The sequence below is a fragment of the Lacihabitans sp. LS3-19 genome (assembly GCF_024343575.1).
In the GTDB taxonomy this organism is placed as follows: Bacteria; Bacteroidota; Bacteroidia; order Cytophagales; family Spirosomataceae; genus Leadbetterella.
Genome location: NZ_RJUA01000006.1, coordinates 159,559 through 178,565 on the forward strand (window position 1 = coordinate 159,559; position 19,007 = coordinate 178,565).

15 protein-coding genes are annotated in these 19,007 nt (G+C 33.6%); 6 read left to right on the forward strand and 9 right to left on the reverse strand.

Going from position 1 to position 19,007, the window contains the following annotated elements; genetic code table 11:
- Positions 1–447: 447 nt before the first annotated feature.
- On the forward strand, positions 448–2,031 hold the full coding sequence (locus EGI22_RS08020) for a hypothetical protein (RefSeq protein ID WP_255067616.1): 1,584 nt from the start codon (positions 448–450) through the stop codon (positions 2,029–2,031).
- A 119-nt stretch (positions 2,032–2,150) separates the two neighbouring features.
- Complete coding sequence (locus tag EGI22_RS08025) at positions 2,151–3,422, forward strand: aminotransferase class V-fold PLP-dependent enzyme (RefSeq protein WP_255067617.1); 1,272 nt, start codon at positions 2,151–2,153, stop codon at positions 3,420–3,422.
- On the opposite strand, the gene EGI22_RS08030 is transcribed toward EGI22_RS08025, so the two are convergent.
- Complete coding sequence (locus EGI22_RS08030) at positions 3,423–5,393, reverse strand: hypothetical protein (protein WP_255067618.1); 1,971 nt, start codon at positions 5,391–5,393, stop codon at positions 3,423–3,425.
- 207 nt (positions 5,394–5,600) lie between these two features.
- On the opposite strand from EGI22_RS08030, the gene EGI22_RS08035 reads away from it, so the two are divergent.
- On the forward strand, positions 5,601–6,737 hold the full coding sequence (locus tag EGI22_RS08035) for a M48 family metalloprotease (protein ID WP_255067622.1): 1,137 nt from the start codon (positions 5,601–5,603) through the stop codon (positions 6,735–6,737).
- 112 nt (positions 6,738–6,849) lie between these two features.
- Complete coding sequence (gene accD / locus EGI22_RS08040) at positions 6,850–7,692, forward strand: acetyl-CoA carboxylase, carboxyltransferase subunit beta (RefSeq protein WP_255067625.1); 843 nt, start codon at positions 6,850–6,852, stop codon at positions 7,690–7,692.
- A 17-nt stretch (positions 7,693–7,709) separates the two neighbouring features.
- Here accD and EGI22_RS08045 read toward each other — a convergent pair whose 3' ends face one another.
- Together EGI22_RS08045 and EGI22_RS08050 are read right to left on the reverse strand one after the other, a co-directional pair.
- Complete coding sequence (locus EGI22_RS08045) at positions 7,710–8,606, reverse strand: DUF4249 domain-containing protein (protein WP_255067626.1); 897 nt, start codon at positions 8,604–8,606, stop codon at positions 7,710–7,712.
- Between the two features lie 4 nt (positions 8,607–8,610).
- Positions 8,611–10,995, reverse strand: a complete 2,385-nt coding sequence (locus EGI22_RS08050) for a TonB-dependent receptor (protein WP_255067629.1) — start codon at positions 10,993–10,995, stop codon at positions 8,611–8,613.
- A 206-nt stretch (positions 10,996–11,201) separates the two neighbouring features.
- Between EGI22_RS08050 and nagB the strand changes: the two genes are divergently transcribed.
- Both nagB and EGI22_RS08060 read left to right on the forward strand, forming a co-directional pair.
- Complete coding sequence (gene nagB, locus EGI22_RS08055) at positions 11,202–13,121, forward strand: glucosamine-6-phosphate deaminase (RefSeq protein ID WP_255067630.1); 1,920 nt, start codon at positions 11,202–11,204, stop codon at positions 13,119–13,121.
- Positions 13,122–13,337: 216 nt separating this feature from the next.
- Entirely contained in the window at positions 13,338–13,493 is a 156-nt protein-coding gene (locus EGI22_RS08060; protein ID WP_255067632.1) for a hypothetical protein, read from the forward strand.
- Here the strand turns inward: EGI22_RS08060 and EGI22_RS08065 are convergent.
- From EGI22_RS08065 to EGI22_RS08090, 6 genes are all read right to left on the reverse strand, one after another.
- Entirely contained in the window at positions 13,490–14,221 is a 732-nt protein-coding gene (locus tag EGI22_RS08065; protein ID WP_255067633.1) for an RluA family pseudouridine synthase, read from the reverse strand. The genes EGI22_RS08060 and EGI22_RS08065 overlap by 4 nt on opposite strands.
- Before the next feature lie 2 nt (positions 14,222–14,223).
- Positions 14,224–15,375, reverse strand: coding sequence for a 1-deoxy-D-xylulose-5-phosphate reductoisomerase (locus EGI22_RS08070; protein ID WP_255067637.1), 1,152 nt, complete (start codon positions 15,373–15,375; stop codon positions 14,224–14,226).
- An 80-nt stretch (positions 15,376–15,455) separates the two neighbouring features.
- Positions 15,456–16,016, reverse strand: a complete 561-nt coding sequence (locus EGI22_RS08075) for a GNAT family N-acetyltransferase (RefSeq protein ID WP_255067639.1) — start codon at positions 16,014–16,016, stop codon at positions 15,456–15,458.
- A gap of 60 nt (positions 16,017–16,076) precedes the next feature.
- Positions 16,077–17,390, reverse strand: coding sequence for an adenosylhomocysteinase (gene ahcY / locus EGI22_RS08080; RefSeq protein ID WP_255067641.1), 1,314 nt, complete (start codon positions 17,388–17,390; stop codon positions 16,077–16,079).
- A 143-nt stretch (positions 17,391–17,533) separates the two neighbouring features.
- Positions 17,534–18,178: an START domain-containing protein gene (locus tag EGI22_RS08085; RefSeq protein WP_255067642.1), complete on the reverse strand. Its 645-nt coding sequence runs from the start codon at positions 18,176–18,178 to the stop codon at positions 17,534–17,536.
- Between the two features lie 310 nt (positions 18,179–18,488).
- Positions 18,489–19,007, reverse strand: a 519-nt coding sequence (locus EGI22_RS08090; RefSeq protein ID WP_255067643.1) for a transposase, incomplete at its 5' end; no start/stop codon positions are given.

The following is a 19,007-nucleotide window of genomic DNA, read 5'->3' on the forward strand; positions in this document are numbered from 1 at the left end:
TTACTAAAAAATGGTAAAACTATATTCATTCCCTTTTGCACTAATCAGCATTGGTAATGATACATTATTCTTTAATATTCCTAATTTCTATTTTTAAAATTAATTTGGAAAACAATCTAAACCTTATCTAAAAGACTCTTAGGATTTTTATTTCAAATTTGTAAATAATCCATACCATTTTTCTCAATTTGATTTTATTTGCCACCTGCAATAAAACCTCTACTAATTTCAAGAAAAAGTAAAATTTAATACTTTTGAAATTATTTGATTTAGAAATATAAAGTGCTTTTTTTACAATTATAAACCTAGAATAATACTGGTCAATCACTAAAATTAGTATTTTTGTATCTTGGACGTCTTATTTCAGAAGAACATAATTTAAAACTGATATAGAAAATTTACCTTCTCCCCTTTTGAAAATCTTTGACTGTCATAAGTAAAAATTATATGCAAAAATTCCAAAAAAAAGACATTTACATACTTTTTTTTCTACTTACAACCATACTTCTCTATTTTTTTTATTCATTTAAAAATTATGACCTTGGCCCAGCCGACGACGATGTTTATCTTAAGACAGCACTTTTATTAAAACTACCATACGAACAGTTCGACAACTTACTTTATCCTTTGTTAATGCGTGTTTTTGGCTTTTTTAGTGCCAATAACATTAATTTAATTTATAACTTTTATTTCTTTATTTCGGGCTTAGTATTCTTGGCTTTCTTCTATTATTTAAGATATAGCAAACTTAATTTTGCCATTTCATATTTACTATCTACAGCATTTCTCTTTTCAAATTTCCAGATTGGCCTTTCTCCTCGGTTAACACTACTTAACTTAATTTTTGGCTTCGTGTTTTTGAGTATCATAAGTACAAAATCGGAGAGATACATCAAATGGGGATTTATGACCGTTTGTTTATTACTTTGCAATTATGTCAGCGTACCAGAGTTTTTAATATTTTTTTTACTTTCTTTTGCTATTTTTCTCTACAAAACCCTAAGCAACAAATCCTTAACAGTTTCAGGCAAAATCAAACCCATCGGTATAGTTTTGGGCATATTGGGAATATTATTTTACTTTGGAGGCGGTATAGAAAACCAATCGGTTTTTGTAAGAGAATATAAATACCATTTTCTTGACAATTGGGAACTATGGACCGGCGAACATTATGATTTTCAAGACGAGCTCAATGTTTTTGATCGTGTGTATGGTAAATCTAACAGTCTATATGAATTTGTTACAGTTAATCCCAAGCTGTTTTTAAAACATATTTTATATAACTTAGGTAAATATATTATCACAGTTTTAGGGATTTTCAAATCTTGCTTCTATCAACCTTTTGTATCGTTTTTTGGGCACTATACTAAATATGTTTTTGGTGTTTTTGTGCTTTTTATCGTTTTTACAATTGACCTAAAAGCAACTTTTAGTTCTTTAAAAAATCAACTAAATATTCATAAAGTTAATATTGCCTTTCTCGAAATTTTCTCTTTACCGGGACTTGTAATAGCCATTTTGGTATATCCTCGCAATCACTTTACTATTCTCGATTTGCCTATCTACTTTTTAATTGTTGGTTTATTGATTCAATCTATTGTCTTAAAAACTAACAAAGTTTGGAATTGGACCAGATGGATATTGTTGGTGGGATTTATTGGAGGGATATTTTTACAAAAACCAATATTTAATGATGCGGGTCATGTGGCATCTTACAAATACATCCAGTCAGCTTCTTTAAAAAAGGACTTGAGTATTTTATCAAATGATTTTTTTGGCTACAATTATTATTCTGGTCATACTACTATTCAAAATTATGATCCTAACAATGACGACTTGGTCAAGCTTTTGGCTACTCAAAAATATGATATTTTAACACTATATTCGCAAGATTTAGAAGTACCCAAAAATCGAGCATTTGTAGCCAAAAACTACCTACAAACTGACTATGTCCGTGTAAGAAAATTTGAGGGTGTAAAAAGATATATTTTTGTCAAAAAAGAATTAGAGCATTTGTTTTCTGAGAATTGATACTTCAAAACTCATTGTTAATTATCGAATTTTATCTTCAAAAACCTACTTTAAGTAGTATTCACTTTGCAGTACGATACTTTTTTTAGAAATTACTTTCCAAAAAACTTCATTTCAAAATGCTTAATAGAAGAAATTTTACCACCAAGCTATTATCGTCCTCTTTTATTCCTGCATTGGCAATAAAAGACAAAGGATTTTTAAAAGGTATTTCTGAATGGATTACAAAAAATGACCCAAGTGAATCAGACGAAGATTTTTGGAATCAGATTCGTTTAGCATATACCGCTTCACAGCAAATTGTCAACCTTAATAATGGCGGGGTGAGCCCTTCTCCAAAAGTTGTGCAAGATGCCGTTGAACATTTCAACAAACTGGCAAATGATGCTCCTTCCTATTATATGTGGCGAATAATGGATCAAGGTCGAGAACCTTTAAGAGAAAATTTGGCAAAATTTGCTGGAGTAGATCCCGAAGAATTAGCAATCAACAGAAATGCCACAGAGTCTTTGGATACAGTAATTTTAGGAATGAGCCTAAAAAAAGGAGACCAAGTGGTTCTATCAAAATATGACTATCCAAACATGCTGCATGCTTGGCGACAGAGAGAAATTAGAGATGGTATTGAGCTAAAATATGTGGATATTGATCTTCCGCTTGAAGACAATGATAAGGTTATTGAAAAATATTTGGATCAATTCACATCAAAAACCAAGGTAGTCCATCTTACCCATGTGGTCAATTGGAACGGACAGATACTTCCAGTGAGAAAAATTGCAGATGAAGCAAAAAAAAGAGGTATAAAGGTGGTGGTGGATGGTGCCCATTCGTTCGCGATTCTAGAGTTTAAAATCCCTGAACTTAATTGCGATTATTTCGGCACTAGCCTGCACAAATGGCTATCAGCACCTATAGGTTCGGGCATGCTTTGGATAAAAAAAGAAGAAATAAAAAACATTTTCCCTTTGATTCCTAACGGAGAGCCTTTTTCTGAAAACATAAGAAAATTCGAAAATCTAGGGACACGATCATTTATGATAGAACAAGGAATTGGCTATGCTTTAAATTTTCAAAATACCATTGGCAACAAAAGAAAAGAAGATAGATTAAGGTATTTAAAAGACTATTGGACAAAAGAAGCCATGAGTTTGCCAAAAATAAAAATGTACACTCCGCTTGGCAAAGAGTATTCCTGTGCGATAGCCAACGTTGGTTTTGAGGAAATGGAAGCTGGCACAATAGAGTCTACACTTTTCGCAAAATTCAAAATACATACTTCGCCTACCAAATGGGAAAAAATAAACGGTGCTAGAGTTACGCCACATGTTTATACCACTACTCGCGATTTAGACAGACTTTTGGACGGACTAAGTTATATTTCTAAGATGTAATTAAACTTTTGCCTTATACACCTTACACTCATGTTCCAACGCAAAATCAGTGGTAGAAAATACCAATTCATATTTTTCATCAAATGAATCTATAAGTTGTTGGTTTGCATTTAAATTTGCCAAAAACAAATAATCTCCCAACTTCCATTTTGCCACATACTGGGTCTCTGATGGTTTTTGAATCCATTCAAAATCTAAAAATGAATTTTGTTGTTTTATTTCTTCAAACAAACTTTTCATTTTTTCTAACTCAAAAAACAGCTCATAATTTTTTCCCCAAACAAAAGGACCATGCGTAACTTTATCCGTTTCAGCATCATCTGTGATTTGGAAAACATAAAGTTTGGTGTATTCTTCATTTGGTGCTCTTTCCAAATGATTATTCCTACATTCAAAACCTAGGGACATATAAGAAGGTAAAATTGGCAAGAAAATACCGATAAAAAACCTCAGGTGATTACCTTTTTTGTAAAAACCATCAAACCTAGGATCATCCTTGTCAGCAGTAATCATCGTAAAATTTGGTACGAACTTTCGATTTTCACCTATTTCAATGTACGCTGCTAAGTTTCTCATAAAAACTTCAGAGCCAATCGGCTCAGCTTGCAAGTCTCCCAGTGTACTATCTGCTTCTATCGCTTCTAGATGATCTACTTCATTACCGTAGCCCATTACATCAGGGGGTGCAATAAACGTTTCTGCAAAAAAACCGAAGTGTTTAATTCCTTGATTCACCACATAGTTTTTGATGGCTTTTAGTGGATCGTAATAGTCTCCGATTTCCTTAGGTACACCTCCTGGCCTTGGCTGCACATGAGCCATATCGCCCCGCATAAAGTCAAAATTATAGTTCTGCTGGCATTCGAAATACTTTTTTGATACATAATCCCACGCCATTTTGTTTGGATTATCAAACTCTAATTCTTGGTTGTTTTCAGCAAAATAAAACTTATATCTTGTTAATGGCCCAAAAACCCTAGACATACCTTCAGGTTTGTCAAATTGGTAGTTATACCATTTATTTCCAATCTTATCGTATATAAAATCATCATTTACCAAATGCAAGCCTCGATAAGGTGGAGCCATCGTTACAGGTAGCGTTTCAAGTCCATGATACAAAATTTGTTGCATCAACTCAAGCCTTCTGTTTAACCTTTTTTCTTTATCATGAACTGTCCCAAAAATTACTTCTAACTTCTGTTTTTCAGATAAAATAAAACTTCGAGGGTCAAAAAACATTTCTTTACCATAAGAAATAAAACTACCGTCAGCAGTTCCATTTTTATGTAAATACTCCCAAATAATATCCTCGACTTCGATAGCATTTTGAGTAATTACCGACAGAATCGTTTCATTGGAGCGTTTTACCCATTCAAACATTTGCGGATATAAAAACACAAGCTCTGAAAATCTATCAGTGTGCGGAATTACGTCCATACCAACTGTTTTCCCCATCAAGTGGATAAGATTGGTTACCACTTTCAATTGTTTTTCTACGGTATCAAGTGTTGGAATTGCATTCTTCAGTTCTTCACTGAAAAATTCTGGGTTAATATTCCAACTAGTTTTTCCATATAAACTCGCTACCACGCCCGGTTCCCATATTGGCAAAATATGTACAGAATCTTGTGTTTCACCAATAGTAAGCAGGTATTTAATCAAATTGAAAAAATTCCCAATAGTTCTGATATTAACACCAACCATATTAGAGGACTTAAGCCATTCTCCATTAGGTTTGTCCGCCACAGGACTTACAACATTGTATTCTGGATTGAGAGCCCTTGCAAGTGCTTCCGAACCAAATCGCCCCTGAAGTATTTGAAATATTTCAAATACATTTAACTTAACTGCAATTTCAGGTATCAAATGCCCTAAAAAAGACTTTGTCCTGTCAGAATACTCTTTTTTGTAGACAGAATGCGTATTTCTCCAAACATCAAAGGGTGTTTGATTAGGGAATGTTTCCATCATTTTTTATTTTATCATAGGTTTTCAAAAGCAAAACTATCAATATTATAACAGAAATTATATTTTTTTAGTAAAAACCGTAGCTTTCAATCTAAAATAGTTTGGTAAAAAACAACCAAACTTTGATTTTAAAAATTTTACTTTTCCATTTTAAAATACCATTCGACTACTTTTGTTCGTTAGTGAAATTCAAATTAATCTGTTTCCTGAATGAAGAATGCACTTTTAGTTAGTTTTTTATTGTTTTCATTTTTTGAATCTATTTCACAAAACAGTAATGGAATAATAGTAGGCAAAAACTATTATGGAAACGTAATAAACGAAAGAGAAATATGCGACTGGGTGGCTTTTTCTACAAAACCCGAGGTTAGTAAAGCTATTGAAAACATTGTTAGACGGTCGGGGCTCAAACAGAATTTCTATGTAATGGAATGTCCAAATACTGATAATTGTTTTGCCGCGACTAGAAACGGCGAACGCTTGATTGTCTATGACCCAAGTTTTATAAACAAACTTAATAATGTAACCAAAACTGATTGGGGAGCTTTAAGTATTTTGGCTCATGAAATAGGTCATCATTTACAAGGACACACCATAAAACAAGGTGGCTCAGAGCACGAAAAAGAACTAGAGGCGGATGAATTCTCGGGTTTTGTGATGTATCAAATGGGTGCCAAGCTCAAAGAAGCCCAAACTGCAATATCGAGTTTAACTACAGAATATACTACCTCAACCCACCCACCAAGAAGCAAAAGACTGAAAGCCATTGAAAAAGGCTATAATAATGCAAAAGAGTTATATCCCGACATACAACAAAGAAGTATTGAAAGTACTTCTACCTACTCAAAACCAGTTATTTATGAAAAACCTATTGTATCAGAAAAACCCAGTAGTGATGAAATAATAATAGAAACAACAATAAGCCCTAATTCAAAAACAACTGAAATAATTAGAAAAAAAGGTTGTATTGACGGGAATTGCTTTGAAGGCTTTGGGGTAGCCATAAACTCAAAAACCTCTGAAAAGTTTGAAGGAAATTGGCATATTGGAAAAAGGCATGGCGAAGGCTCGGAATATTATAAAGATGGTAGAAAAAAATATACAGGAAGCTTTTCAAATGGCATATATAATGGTAAAGGAACTCTTTACTTAAAAAATGGAGATAAATACACTGGGGGATTCTATAACGGTAAAATGCACGGCTTAGATGGAGTTTATACATACCGAAATGGAGATAGGATTATAGTAAATTTTATTTTAGGCAAAAAAGAAGGGAAAGCCAAAGTAATCTATTACGGCGGTGTAGAAGGAACAAAGTTTTATAAAAACGATCAGGAAATTTGGTAATTAATATGCTTAAAATGAGCAATTAGTATTCCTTGGTTTGAAAAAATTAGATGTTCTTGACAAAGCCCATAAAAATTCTTTTATATTTGCCCCTCCAAAAACTACCCATCTTATGTCTTGGTTTAAAAGAACTGAAAAAGGGATTAATACTCCTACTGAGCTTAAACGCGAAACACCAGACGGACTTTGGTATAAATGCCCGGAGTGTAAAAACGTTATGCACACACGTGAGCATAAGCAAAATGCCTATACTTGCATACATTGTAATTATCATGATAAAATAGGTTCTGAAGCTTATTTCTCTTTGCTGTTTGATGAAGGCGACTTCACCGAGCTTGACAAAGACATGATCTCAGGAGATCCTTTAAAGTTTGTAGATACAAAAGCCTATCCAGATAGAATAAAAAGCACTGTAGAAAAATCTGGCCTAAAAGATGCATGCCGCACAGCTTATGGAAAAATGAATGGGCAAGATATTACAATTTCCTGCATGGATTTTGGTTTTATAGGCGGTTCAATGGGCTCTGTGGTGGGAGAAAAAATAGCAAGAGGAATAGACCATGCCATTAAAACTAAAACTCCGTTTTTAATGATTTCAAAATCTGGAGGAGCAAGGATGATGGAGGCTGGTTTTTCTTTAATGCAAATGGCCAAAACATCTGCAAAACTTGCCCTTTTAGAAGAAGCGAAACTTCCATATATATCTTTATTGACTGACCCAACCACTGGTGGAGTAACAGCATCCTATGCCATGTTGGGTGATTTTAACATTGCTGAGCCTGGTTCTTTGATAGGTTTTGCCGGACCAAGAATCATAAAGGAAACCATTGGAAAAGACTTACCAAAAGGCTTCCAAACAGCTGAATTTGTATTGGAGCATGGTTTTCTAGACTTTATAGTAGATCGTAAAGATTTAAAGGATAAATTAGCGAGCCTTTTAGCAATTTTAAAATAAATCGAAAAACAATTTTCTTATTGCTTTGGCTTAGCCAAACTCTTATCTATTACGGTTTCGAAAGTGCTTACTTTTGAAACAAAAAATGCTCCTATTGCTTTTTTAGTAGACTGTCCATTAAGATTAATAATATTTGTTGGAATATTACTCAGTGGAGTTGCGAAGATTCCTCCATTCGAAGATTCTTGCTTTAGTTGAAATAAATAATAATAAGCCTCTACAGGTATAGAAAAAAGCTCAACTTTGAGTTTGTCTTTATCAAGAAATAATGTTTGATTAATAGATTGACGAATCGGCAAAATAAACAAAAGTCCATCAGACTTTGAGCCAGCCGAAAATCCCGCATCATAGGCCAAGGTAATGTCATTAGGAGCAAACCTCAAAGTATCGTTTTTATAAGACCTAATCATATAGGTGTCTCCATCTCCAACAATATCATTGGCATAAAATTGGGCCAAAAAACCGTCCTTTGGACCACCATTAGGTGGAGTAATTGGAAAAGAGAAGACTTCATAACCTATCGAGTCAATTTTAGGAACACGTTTTAATTCAGACAAAGAATAATACTCTTCATTTTCATATTTAATATATAAAGCCGTTCTTTCATCTTGCTTTAAATATTCATTGTTTTTTGGTGTGTATGTATATATCCCATCATTGTCAATATCTGTAAATACATGTGCCGTAGAATCTTCATTATAAACAATAACCTGAGCTCCTAATGCTGGTTGGGGGTCAGCCTCCTCAAAATATGGCTGCGATAGAGTAAGTTTTATACTTTGCTCCTTTTGCTCATCTGTTAGCCATGCATCCACTACCAATTGGCTTACACCATCTTTAACCTCAAGGTCAATCACTTGCTCACATGCCAGAAAACTTACGGAAACTAATATCAATAAAAATACTTTTTTCATCTTATTAAAATTTAAAATTGTATGTAACTGCTGGAATAATTGAAGCAAAAACAGAGTACTTTACGGCTTCGGTTTTTGATGGATCATCCGGGTTCTGCCTTACGTATACTGAAAATGGATTTTTGCGATTGTAAACATTATAAATAGAAAACACCCATTCGCTTTCTCCTTTTTTAAACAAGGCGTGTTTGTTTTTTCGGGTGGCAGACAAATCTAACCTATGGCTATTGGGGATTCTGTAAGTATTCCTCTCATCAGTATAATTCTGAGGCAATGCTATCCCTTGCCATACAAACTTATTGGTAGGAAAACTGGCCGGAGTACCTGTAGCAAACGACATCGTGCTTCCAAAAGACCATTTTTTAGAAATATCAAAAATTCCTACAACTGACAAATTGTGAATTTTATCAATTCTACTTACAAACCAATTGTTATTATTTAAGCCATCTACTTTACGCTCAGTTCTTGCCAAAGTATAACTTACCCATCCATTTAGTTTTCCTTTGTTCTTTTTTATAAAAAATTCAGCACCATAGGCTCTTCCTATTCCAAACATCAAATCTCCTTCAACAGCTGGATTTAATAATAAATCTGCATTTCTAATGTAGTCTATCTGATTTTTTAAAGTCTTAAAATAGACTTCAACCGAAGACTCATACATATTATCAGAAAAGTTTTTAAACAAGCCAAAAGCTATCTGATCTGATATCTGAGGTTTTATATTATTGCTACTTGGTGTCCAAACATCAAGAGGAGATGATGCTACCGTATTAGATAATAAATGAATATATTGTGCCAACCTATTATAACCTATTTTTATAGAAGTACTTGCGTTTACCCCTATATTAAGTGCTAGACGTGGCTCTAAATTTCCGTACGTTTTTATACCTTCCCCTTTAGTAGCTTTTTCTGCACTTAGTACCTCTTTTCTATCTCCAGGGCTTGTATTTTCATCAAAAGTATAAACTGTTCCTGGGCCAAGATAGGTGTAAAACGAATAGCGTAATCCATAATTTAAAGTTAGGTTGCTACTTACCTTCTGTTCGTTTCCAATATAAAGAGCCGACTCAACCGCATACTTGCTATCCAAACCTATTGACCTAGATTGCCCACCAGAAACAGCAGTTGCTTGCCCAGGGTTAAAGGTGTAATATATTACTTGGCCACCAAAAGAAAGCGTATTCTTGGCATTGATATAATAGTTGAAATCTGGCTTAATACTATAATTGAGAATATTAGATTTCCATTCAAAAGAGTCTTGGTTGTTCTCATCTTTTAAATCTGAATCAAGCGAATAATCATAATTTGAATAAAAAACAGTTGTGTTTAAGAAAAGCTTGTTATTGAAAACATGATTCCATCTGAAGGATGTAGTTGAGTTCCCCCAATTAAAACCAAAATCTGCCCCAAACACATCTCTACCAAAATACCCAGACAGAAAAACAGTGTTTTTATCGTTAATTTTATAATTGGTTTTGGCCGTAAAATCATAGAAATAAAACCTAGAGTTTTTTAAGTCATTGTTTAAAAAAGGTTTTGCTAAAATATCAATATATGACCTCCTGAGGGCAACTATAAACGACCCTTTTTCTTTCAAATAAGGCCTTTCATAGGCAAAACGGGAAAAAATTGTACCTAGACCGCCAGAAAATTCTGGTTTCTTCGAATTCCCTTCTTTCATTCTTACATCTAAAATCGAAGAAATACGCCCTCCATAAGAAGATGGAATTCCACCCTTTATTAATTTAACGTCTTTTACCACATCAGGATTAAAAACCGAGAAAAATCCGAACAAATGAGAAGAATTGTAAACTGGAGCCTCGTCAAGCAATACCAAATTTTGATCAATGGCTCCACCTCTAACATTAAATCCTGAAGAGCCCTCTCCAACCGAACTCACCCCAGGCAAAAACTGGATACTCCTAATTACATCAACTTCTCCTAAAAGTGCTGGCATTTTTTTGATGGTTTTCATTTCCACCTTATTTACCGACATTTCTATATTTTTAATATTGTCGTCTTCTCTTTCTCCTTTAATTACAACTTCGTCAAGCAACTTACCTTCTTCTTCTAATTCAAAATTTAAGGTTTTGTTGTCAATTAATTCAACGTTTTTAGCAATTGATTTATAGCCTACGTAAGTTATAAACAAAGTGTATATCCCTTTTGGGGCTGTAATAGAATAAAACCCGTAAACATTGGTGGAGACACCTATTTGAAGTTCTTTAAGATATAAATTGACACCAATCATCCCCTCTCCATTTTTTGCCTCACTTATTTTGCCACTAATGGTGACTTTATCTTGAGCCAAAACCGAATTTAGACTAAAAAAGAAAATAAAACTTACTAATTTTAAGTTTGTGAATTTCTCAAATGTAAAATTGAGCATTATGATATTCTTTGATTTTTAATTACTTATTAAGTTCTAACGATTTAAGGCAAAAAATAGTTTTTTCTAAATATTATTAACCAAAAACCACTAATTTTTCTACCTTTAATTATAAAAACGAATACTACTTTTTAAAAAAATTTAATAACTGTTCTCGTTTACCAAACTTTTTGCATTAGTTTTGTAAAAAACCTAATTGATTCATCATGAGTAACGCTTTGTTTAAAGAACCAATAGCATACGAAAAAATTCCAACCAGAATATTTAACGACCCACGAGAAGCATCAAAATCTGTGGCTAAAGAGATAGCAGATTTGATTAGGGCAAAAGCAAAAGAAGGAAAAAATTGTGTTCTTGGATTAGCGACAGGATCATCTCCAAAGACAGTTTATGCTGAACTCATAAGAATGCACAAAGAAGAGGGCCTAAGCTTCAAAAATGTTATTTCGTTTAATTTGGATGAATATTTTCCAATGGACCAAGACGCTGTCCAGAGTTATTGGAGATTTATGCGTGAGCAATTATTTGATCAAGTCGATATTCCAAAAGAGAATTATTTTATTCCTTTTGGCAATATTCCCCAGAATCAAATAGAGGAGTTTTGTAAAAGTTATGAAGCAAAAATAGATAGTCTTGGAGGATTAGATTTTCAACTTTTGGGTATTGGAGGAAATGGTCATATTGGCTTTAACGAGCCAGGTTCTTTGATCAATTCAAAAACTCGTTTGATGATGCTCGACCATTCGACCAGAGCAGCGGCAATGATGGATTTCGGAGGAGAACTAATCAAAGTTCCTAAAAAAGCCATTACTATGGGGGTTTCTAAAATCCTGCAAGCTAAAAGAGTGGTACTTTTGGCTTGGGGAGAAAGAAAAGCTGAAATGATAGCAGATGCGGTTCAAGGACCAGTTTCCGAACACAACCCTTCTTCCTATTTGCAAAGTCATAGTAATGCCCTTTTTGTTGTTGATACAGCGGCGGCATCAGAACTAAAAAGGATGAAAACACCTTGGTTAGTAGAAGACGTTGTTTGGGATAGTCAAATGACCAAAAAAGCAGTTTGTAGTCTAGCCCTAGAACTTAAAAAACCCATCCTAAAGCTTACTAACAAAGATTACAACGACAATGGACTTTCAGACCTTTTGGCGGGCTATGGACAAGCTTATGAGATAAACATTGAGGTATTCAATCAACTTCAGCATTCAATAACAGGTTGGCCAGGTGGAAAACCAAACGCTGACGATACCAACAGACCAGAAAGAGCACTTCCTGAAAGAAAACGCGTGATTATCTTCAGTCCACACCCAGACGATGATATTATTTCAATGGGGGGTACATTTCAGAGATTAGTTGACCAAGGCCATGATGTACATGTGGCCTACCAAACTTCGGGAAATATTGCAGTTTCAGATGATGAGGCCATAAGATTTATAGATTTTGTTGTTGATTTCAATAAGCAATTTGGAATAAAAAATGACAAAACCTCTGCAATATTCGACTCTGCCAAATCATTTTTGGAAAATAAAAAAGATAGTGAAATAGACACGCCAGAAGTTCGTCATGTTAAAGGTCTTATACGAAAGGGTGAAGCCAAAAACACTTGCAGATTCGTTGGAATTCCTGTGGAAAATGCTCATTTTTTGAATATGCCTTTTTACGAAACTGGACAAGTACAGAAAGCTCCATTAGGTAAAGAAGACATTGATTTAACGGCAGGATTAATTGAAAAAATTAAACCTCATCAAATATATGCAGCTGGGGATTTAGCCGATCCGCATGGCACACACAAAGTTTGTTTGGATGCAATAATGGCAGCTGTAGAACAGCTAAAGCACAAAAATTTCATGAAAGATTGTTGGGTTTGGTTATATCGTGGAGCTTGGGCTGAATGGGAGATTCATGAAATCGAAATGGCTGTACCAATGAGCCCTGATCAAGTGATTCAAAAACGCTTAGGTATTTTCAAACATCAATCTCAAAAAGACGGCGTGGTTTTCCAGGGTTCAGATGCGAGGGAATTCTGGCAAAGAGCTGAGGATAGAAATGGAACTACGGCCGAATTATATAACAAACTTGGTTTGGCAGAATATGAAGCAATGGAAGCTTTTGTAAGGTGGAAGTATTGAGATTTAAATATTAAAATAAAATAATATTATTAATCGAATTTTCGTTGCTTAAATAATTATAGAATTTGATTAAACTGATAAATTAGAATAATAAAAGAAACCACTCAGTAATTTTTTTTGGACAATTCAAATATTTAATTTAAATTTATGGTCAAATGGTACGTTTTTTGCAATGTAGATTAAGTGCTTTCAATTTAAAATGTATCAATTACCATTATGAAAAAAATTAATTTCTTTATGACCGTTCAGTGGCTAATTTTTATGCCATTGATTTTGCCTTTAGGTATTATTACTGGTGCTTTTGAGGGCGTTAAGAAAACTTTTGAGCAAGCTTCGACCGATATCTTTGAAAAACAAGAGATTGTTTCTTAATGTATAAAGCCGAGATTTTCTACTTTGATTTCTTCGTCATCAAGTTCTAGGAATTCTTCCCAAAAAGGTTGCTCAGGAACGGGTGCCTTACAAATGATTGGTTCGTTTTTAACAGGATGAATAAAATATATTCGTCTTGCGTGAAGATTTATTGACGCATCATGGTTTGCTTTAGGTGAACCATACTTAACATCTCCCTTTATTGTACATCCAATAGAAGCTAGCTGAACTCTAATTTGATGCGGCCTACCTGTTATGGGACTTACTTCTATCAAGTGGTATTTATTAATATTCCCCAAATATCTATAATCTAATTCAGCCTTTTGGCTGTCTTGAACCTCAGTATCGTATGCAGTAACTTTATTGGCAACTGTATCTTTCTTTAGCCAATGAACTAGCCGACCTGAATTTTTAGCAGGTTTTTTGAAGGTTATTGCCCAATAGGTTTTTTGAACATTTCTTTTTCTAAAAAGCTCATTCATTCTGGTCAATGCTTTGGATGTTTTAGCAAAGACCACTAAACCACTTACAGGCCTGTCAAGCCTATGAATTGTACCTAAAAACACATCCCCTGCTTTATTATATTTATCCTTTAAATACTCCTTAATATAATCTTCCAAGGTTTTATCTTTCGTAATGTCCTCGTGTACTAATATTCCTGCAGATTTATTTACAATTATCAAGTGATTATCTTCATAAACCACATGAAATGGTGTTTTTTGTTTCATTTTTAACTAATTTTTTCTAACGCTATTTGTCGTGTTATTTTATCCGTTTCTACGTAATCATCCAAAGTAGGAACTTTAATAAAACTTACTTTTGCCATACAATATTCTACTAATTCAGACATTTCTAAAAACCCTATTTTATCTTTCAAAAACGCATCGACTGCTATCTCATTTGCTGCATTCAATATGCAAGGCATATTTCCAGCTTTAACTAATGCCTCAAAAGCTAGCTGTAAATTTCTAAAGGTATCGACATCTGGTTTTTCAAAAGTCAAATTTGGGAAATTCAAAAAGTCAAATCTGGGAAAGTCTGACTTTAATCTGTGGGGAAAACCCAAAGCATATTGAATAGGCAGCTTCATGTCTGGCAAACCTAACTGAGCTTTTATGCTTCCGTCCTCAAATTGCACCAATGAATGAACAATACTCTGTGGATGCACAATTACGTCAATTTGCTCTGGTTTCAAATCAAAAAGCCATTTAGCCTCTATCACTTCTAGTCCTTTGTTCATCAAACTAGCTGAGTCTATCGTAATTTTTGCTCCCATTTCCCAATTGGGATGTTTTAAAGCTTCTTTTTTTGTAACATATTTTAAATAATCAATGTTTTTGCCCCTAAAAGGACCTCCAGAGGCAGTTAAAATAATCTTCTCGATTGGATTGATATATTCTCCAACCAAACACTGGAAAATAGCCGAATGCTCGGAATCTACTGGAAGAATATCTATTTTGTTTTCAATAGCCAATTTTGTGATTAATTCTCCAGCAACCACCAAAGTTTCTTTGTTTGCTAATGCTATGTGCTTGCCAGCTTTTATAGCATTAATCGTCGGTATTAATCCTGAATAACCTACTAATGCTGTAAGTACTGTGTGAATATTCTCGTTTTCGACAACAGAATTAAGGGCTTTTTGTCCACAATAAACTTTAATATCCAAAGGATCTAAAGCCGAATTTACTTTATCGTAAAGGTTTTCGTCACCAATTACCACTACATTTGGCTTGAATTCAGCTGCTTGTTGAATGAGTAAATCAGCATTTTTTTGTGCTGTTAATACCTCAACTTCAAAAATATCTGAATTTGCTTTAATAACTTCTAAAGCTTGAGTACCTATAGAACCAGTAGAACCAAGAATGGCAATCTTTTTTTTCATCAAAACGATTTTACCGTAATTTTTTCACAAAAATAACGGTTTTATACCTGAAAACCCTAAGAAATATGGAATATCAATTGTTATATGCTAAAGTCCAACATTACTATATTCCAATTGGTCTTTGTAAATTCGTCGTAGAATGTATGAATATATTTAAACCCACTATTAAGATGGGCTTTAAATGACCTTGGATTATGCTCGCTTATATCCGTAAGGGCGAAGTTATATCTTTCTTTCAGCTCTTCTTTAAAAAAACCATAGAGCTTTTCCACTAATTTTTGTCCTCTATAGGTTTTATCAATACAAAGCTGTCCAACAAAAATGTATTTGAAATTATTAATAGCCTTTCCATCGATTTCTAATGAATCTACTGTTTCAAATAATTCTTTGAAAACCTCCATTCCTTCTCCAGCTTCTCTTTTCATTGCTATAGCATAGGCAATAACCTTCCCATTATCCGTAGCAATTATTGTAGATTCTAAATCATTTATTTTTTTTAATTGCTCAAAAGTGTGTTCTGCAGTTACAAATCCTTGTGATTGAATATCTTCCTCGCTTAGGTTCTTTTTTAGGTTTCTTTTCTGCAAATCTAATATTTGCAAAATATTATCATCCGTTACTGCCCTTTCTAATTTTATCATAAAAAAAATTCCACCTTTACTATTTCATAAAGATGGAATTAAAAATATTAAAATCAAATATTAATACCTGTACATTTCAGCTTTGAAAGGTCCATCAACTGTCACACCAATATATTCAGCTTGTTCTGTAGATAATTTGTCCAATTTAGCACCAACGTGAGCCAAGTGGAAAGCAGCAACTTTCTCGTCCAATGCTTTCGGCAATACATATACTTTTTTCTCATAAGCAGCCGTATTGTTCCATAGCTCCAACTGTGCCAAAGTTTGGTTTGAGAACGAACAAGACATCACAAACGATGGGTGACCCATAGCACAACCAAGATTAACCAATCTACCTTCCGCCAATATGATGATATCTTTACCTTCAACAGTATACATATCCACTTGCGGCTTGATAACGTTTTTAGTACTGCCATAGTTATCATTTAACCAAGCCATATCTATCTCGTTGTCAAAGTGGCCTATATTACAAACAATAGCTTTGTCTCTCATTTTTAAGAAATGCTCGCTTCTTATGATTTTATAGTTACCTGTAGCTGTAACAAATATCTGAGCTCTTGTACAAGCTTCGTCCATTGTTACTACTTCAAATCCGTCCATTGCAGCTTGAAGTGCACATATTGGATCAATTTCAGTTACTAAAACTCTACAGCCAGCTCCTTTCAAAGACTCAGCAGAACCTTTGCCTACGTCACCATATCCAGCAACTACAGCCACTTTACCTGCCAACATTAAGTCAGTAGCACGACGGATTGCATCTACCAATGACTCTTTACAACCATACTTATTATCAAACTTAGATTTCGTAACTGAGTCGTTTACGTTAATTGCTGGCAACAATAATGTGCCATTCTTCATTCTTTCGTACAAACGGTGAACGCCAGTTGTAGTTTCTTCAGACAATCCTTTGATTCCATCAACCAATTCAGGATAAACATCAAAAACCATATTTGTCAAATCACCACCATCATCAAGAATCATATTAAGTGGCTGTTTTTCTTCTCCGAAAAACAATGTTTGCTCAATACACCAGTCAAATTCTTCCGCGTTCATGCCTTTCCAAGCATAAACCTGAATTCCTGCTGCTGCTATCGCTGCCGCTGCATGATCTTGTGTAGAGAATATATTACAAGACGACCAAGTAACCTCAGCTCCTAATTCTACCAGTGTTTCTATCAAAACAGCCGTTTGAATCGTCATGTGAAGACATCCCGCTATTCTTGCACCTTTTAATGGCTTAGAAGGCCCATATTCTTTTCTTATTTCCATTAAGCCTGGCATTTCAGCTTCCGCTAATTGAATTTCTTTACGACCCCATTCGGCCAATGCGATATCCTTTACTTTAAAAGGAACATATGAATTTTCTGTTTTCATAAAAGTCAATTTATCTATAAATACTAATATTTTTGTTGCTATTGTCTAATAACAAAACAAAATTAATATAAAATATCTAAAATATAAAAGAAATGTAGGAGAAATATCTATTTTGAGAAACTTGGGCAGAAATCCATGAATTATCAATTAATGATATTGTGAGAGTTTGAATTTTTATATTTATCAAGCTTTACCAAAGCTTTCAAACCTTTGATAGAGTTTACCGGACCTTCATTGATAAACATATTAACCACAGCACTTGGTAAATCTCCACCTGGATCGGAATGAAATATATAGGTGCCTTTAACCCCTGAAGCAGTAGGTTGAAAAACCCATTTTGCATAAAATTCCTTTATTCTAACGTAATCTTTGCTTACTGGTAAACCAGTCCAATTACAATTATCCTCTGAAACCACCTCTTTCGTTTCTTTGTGCTGTTTTACTTTATTTATAACTACCACGTCACGATCTTGTGCTGGCCAAGGCATATTTATTTTTTCATAATACTCAACATGATTTGGATTATGTACCTTCAATGTTTTGGCATATTCTACTTTGTAAATCCATTTAGTAAATGCAGAAACATCTAATAAGGCCTCTGTTACCGTGCTAAGATTACAATCAAACGTAGTTTCTATTTTCACATCTTTAAGATTACCAATGCCAGAATTACGATGATATATAGTGATTCCGTCCACTTTTTTAATGAATTTCCAGTCCGAAGTTTGGGAAAAACCCTTTACAATAAATAGAAATACAAACAGAATTGATAATTTAGCCTTGATCATCTATCGAATACTTTTAAAATGAAAATGCAAAGGTAAAAAAACTTGGTAAAAATAGAATTTTGAAAATATCTATTGAAGCAGAAAGAGGTTAGTTTTTATGATTTTCAAATAGAAACTAAAACAAATAAAATATTAAAGCACTAAATTACATACTCATAGCAAAATTCATTAGACGTACTAGAACGAAAATTATTAATAAAAATTCCCTTCTTTATATTTAAAAAATAAAATATTTATAACGACTTGATTAATCCTTATCCTAAAATGCTTTTAAGGTAAAAAAGGATCAAGTAAAAAAGTTGGGGGGTGATTAAGCATAGATTTTTTGTAATCTAAATAAGAAAAAACTTACATCTCTAACTCCTCTAAATTGGCTCCTTAGTGCTTTTACTTTTGCGTTAAATGATTCTGCTGATGCATTTGTGCTTCTGTTATCAAAATAATTTAAGATGTTCTCGTAGTTATTCTGGATTGTTTTTGAGATTGTTGTAAAGGATTTTAGCTCTAAATTTTCTACTTTATTGTACCAAAGTGCTAGTTTTTTAAATGCTATTAATCGACTTTTTGATTGACTAAAAATATTTGAAAGATCCATACTTAATTTATACGCCTCTTCTAAATCTGGATAAAGTTTAAATAATATTTCTGCTCTGTGCACCTGTGATGGAGACCACTTGACCTCTCTTTTATATAATAAATACCTACTTCTTACTAATAATTGTTTCAAAGTGTCTCCATTTTCCAGTATTTCTGGGATAAACTTCTTCTTTTCATTCTTGGCTAATTCTATTTCTTTATTCTCTTGTTCTATTGCTTTCCACCTGTGATT

Bases quoted from the DNA above. Each gene is read 5' to 3' on its own strand.
- EGI22_RS08035 (WP_255067622.1), top strand. From the start codon at position 5,601: ATGAAGAATGCACTTTTAGTTAGTTTTTTATTGTTTTCATTTTTTGAA.
- EGI22_RS08070 (WP_255067637.1), bottom strand. From the start codon at position 15,375: ATGAAAAAAAAGATTGCCATTCTTGGTTCTACTGGTTCTATAGGTACT.
- EGI22_RS08020 (WP_255067616.1), top strand. From the start codon at position 448: ATGCAAAAATTCCAAAAAAAAGACATTTACATACTTTTTTTTCTACTT.
- EGI22_RS08045 (WP_255067626.1), bottom strand. From the start codon at position 8,606: ATGAAAAAAGTATTTTTATTGATATTAGTTTCCGTAAGTTTTCTGGCA.
- accD (WP_255067625.1), top strand. From the start codon at position 6,850: ATGTCTTGGTTTAAAAGAACTGAAAAAGGGATTAATACTCCTACTGAG.
- EGI22_RS08075 (WP_255067639.1), bottom strand. From the start codon at position 16,016: ATGATAAAATTAGAAAGGGCAGTAACGGATGATAATATTTTGCAAATA.
- EGI22_RS08085 (WP_255067642.1), bottom strand. From the start codon at position 18,178: ATGATCAAGGCTAAATTATCAATTCTGTTTGTATTTCTATTTATTGTA.
- EGI22_RS08025 (WP_255067617.1), top strand. From the start codon at position 2,151: ATGCTTAATAGAAGAAATTTTACCACCAAGCTATTATCGTCCTCTTTT.
- EGI22_RS08050 (WP_255067629.1), bottom strand. From the start codon at position 10,995: ATGCTCAATTTTACATTTGAGAAATTCACAAACTTAAAATTAGTAAGT.
- EGI22_RS08060 (WP_255067632.1), top strand. From the start codon at position 13,338: ATGAAAAAAATTAATTTCTTTATGACCGTTCAGTGGCTAATTTTTATG.
- EGI22_RS08065 (WP_255067633.1), bottom strand. From the start codon at position 14,221: ATGAAACAAAAAACACCATTTCATGTGGTTTATGAAGATAATCACTTG.
- EGI22_RS08030 (WP_255067618.1), bottom strand. From the start codon at position 5,393: ATGATGGAAACATTCCCTAATCAAACACCCTTTGATGTTTGGAGAAAT.
- ahcY (WP_255067641.1), bottom strand. From the start codon at position 17,390: ATGAAAACAGAAAATTCATATGTTCCTTTTAAAGTAAAGGATATCGCA.
- nagB (WP_255067630.1), top strand. From the start codon at position 11,202: ATGAGTAACGCTTTGTTTAAAGAACCAATAGCATACGAAAAAATTCCA.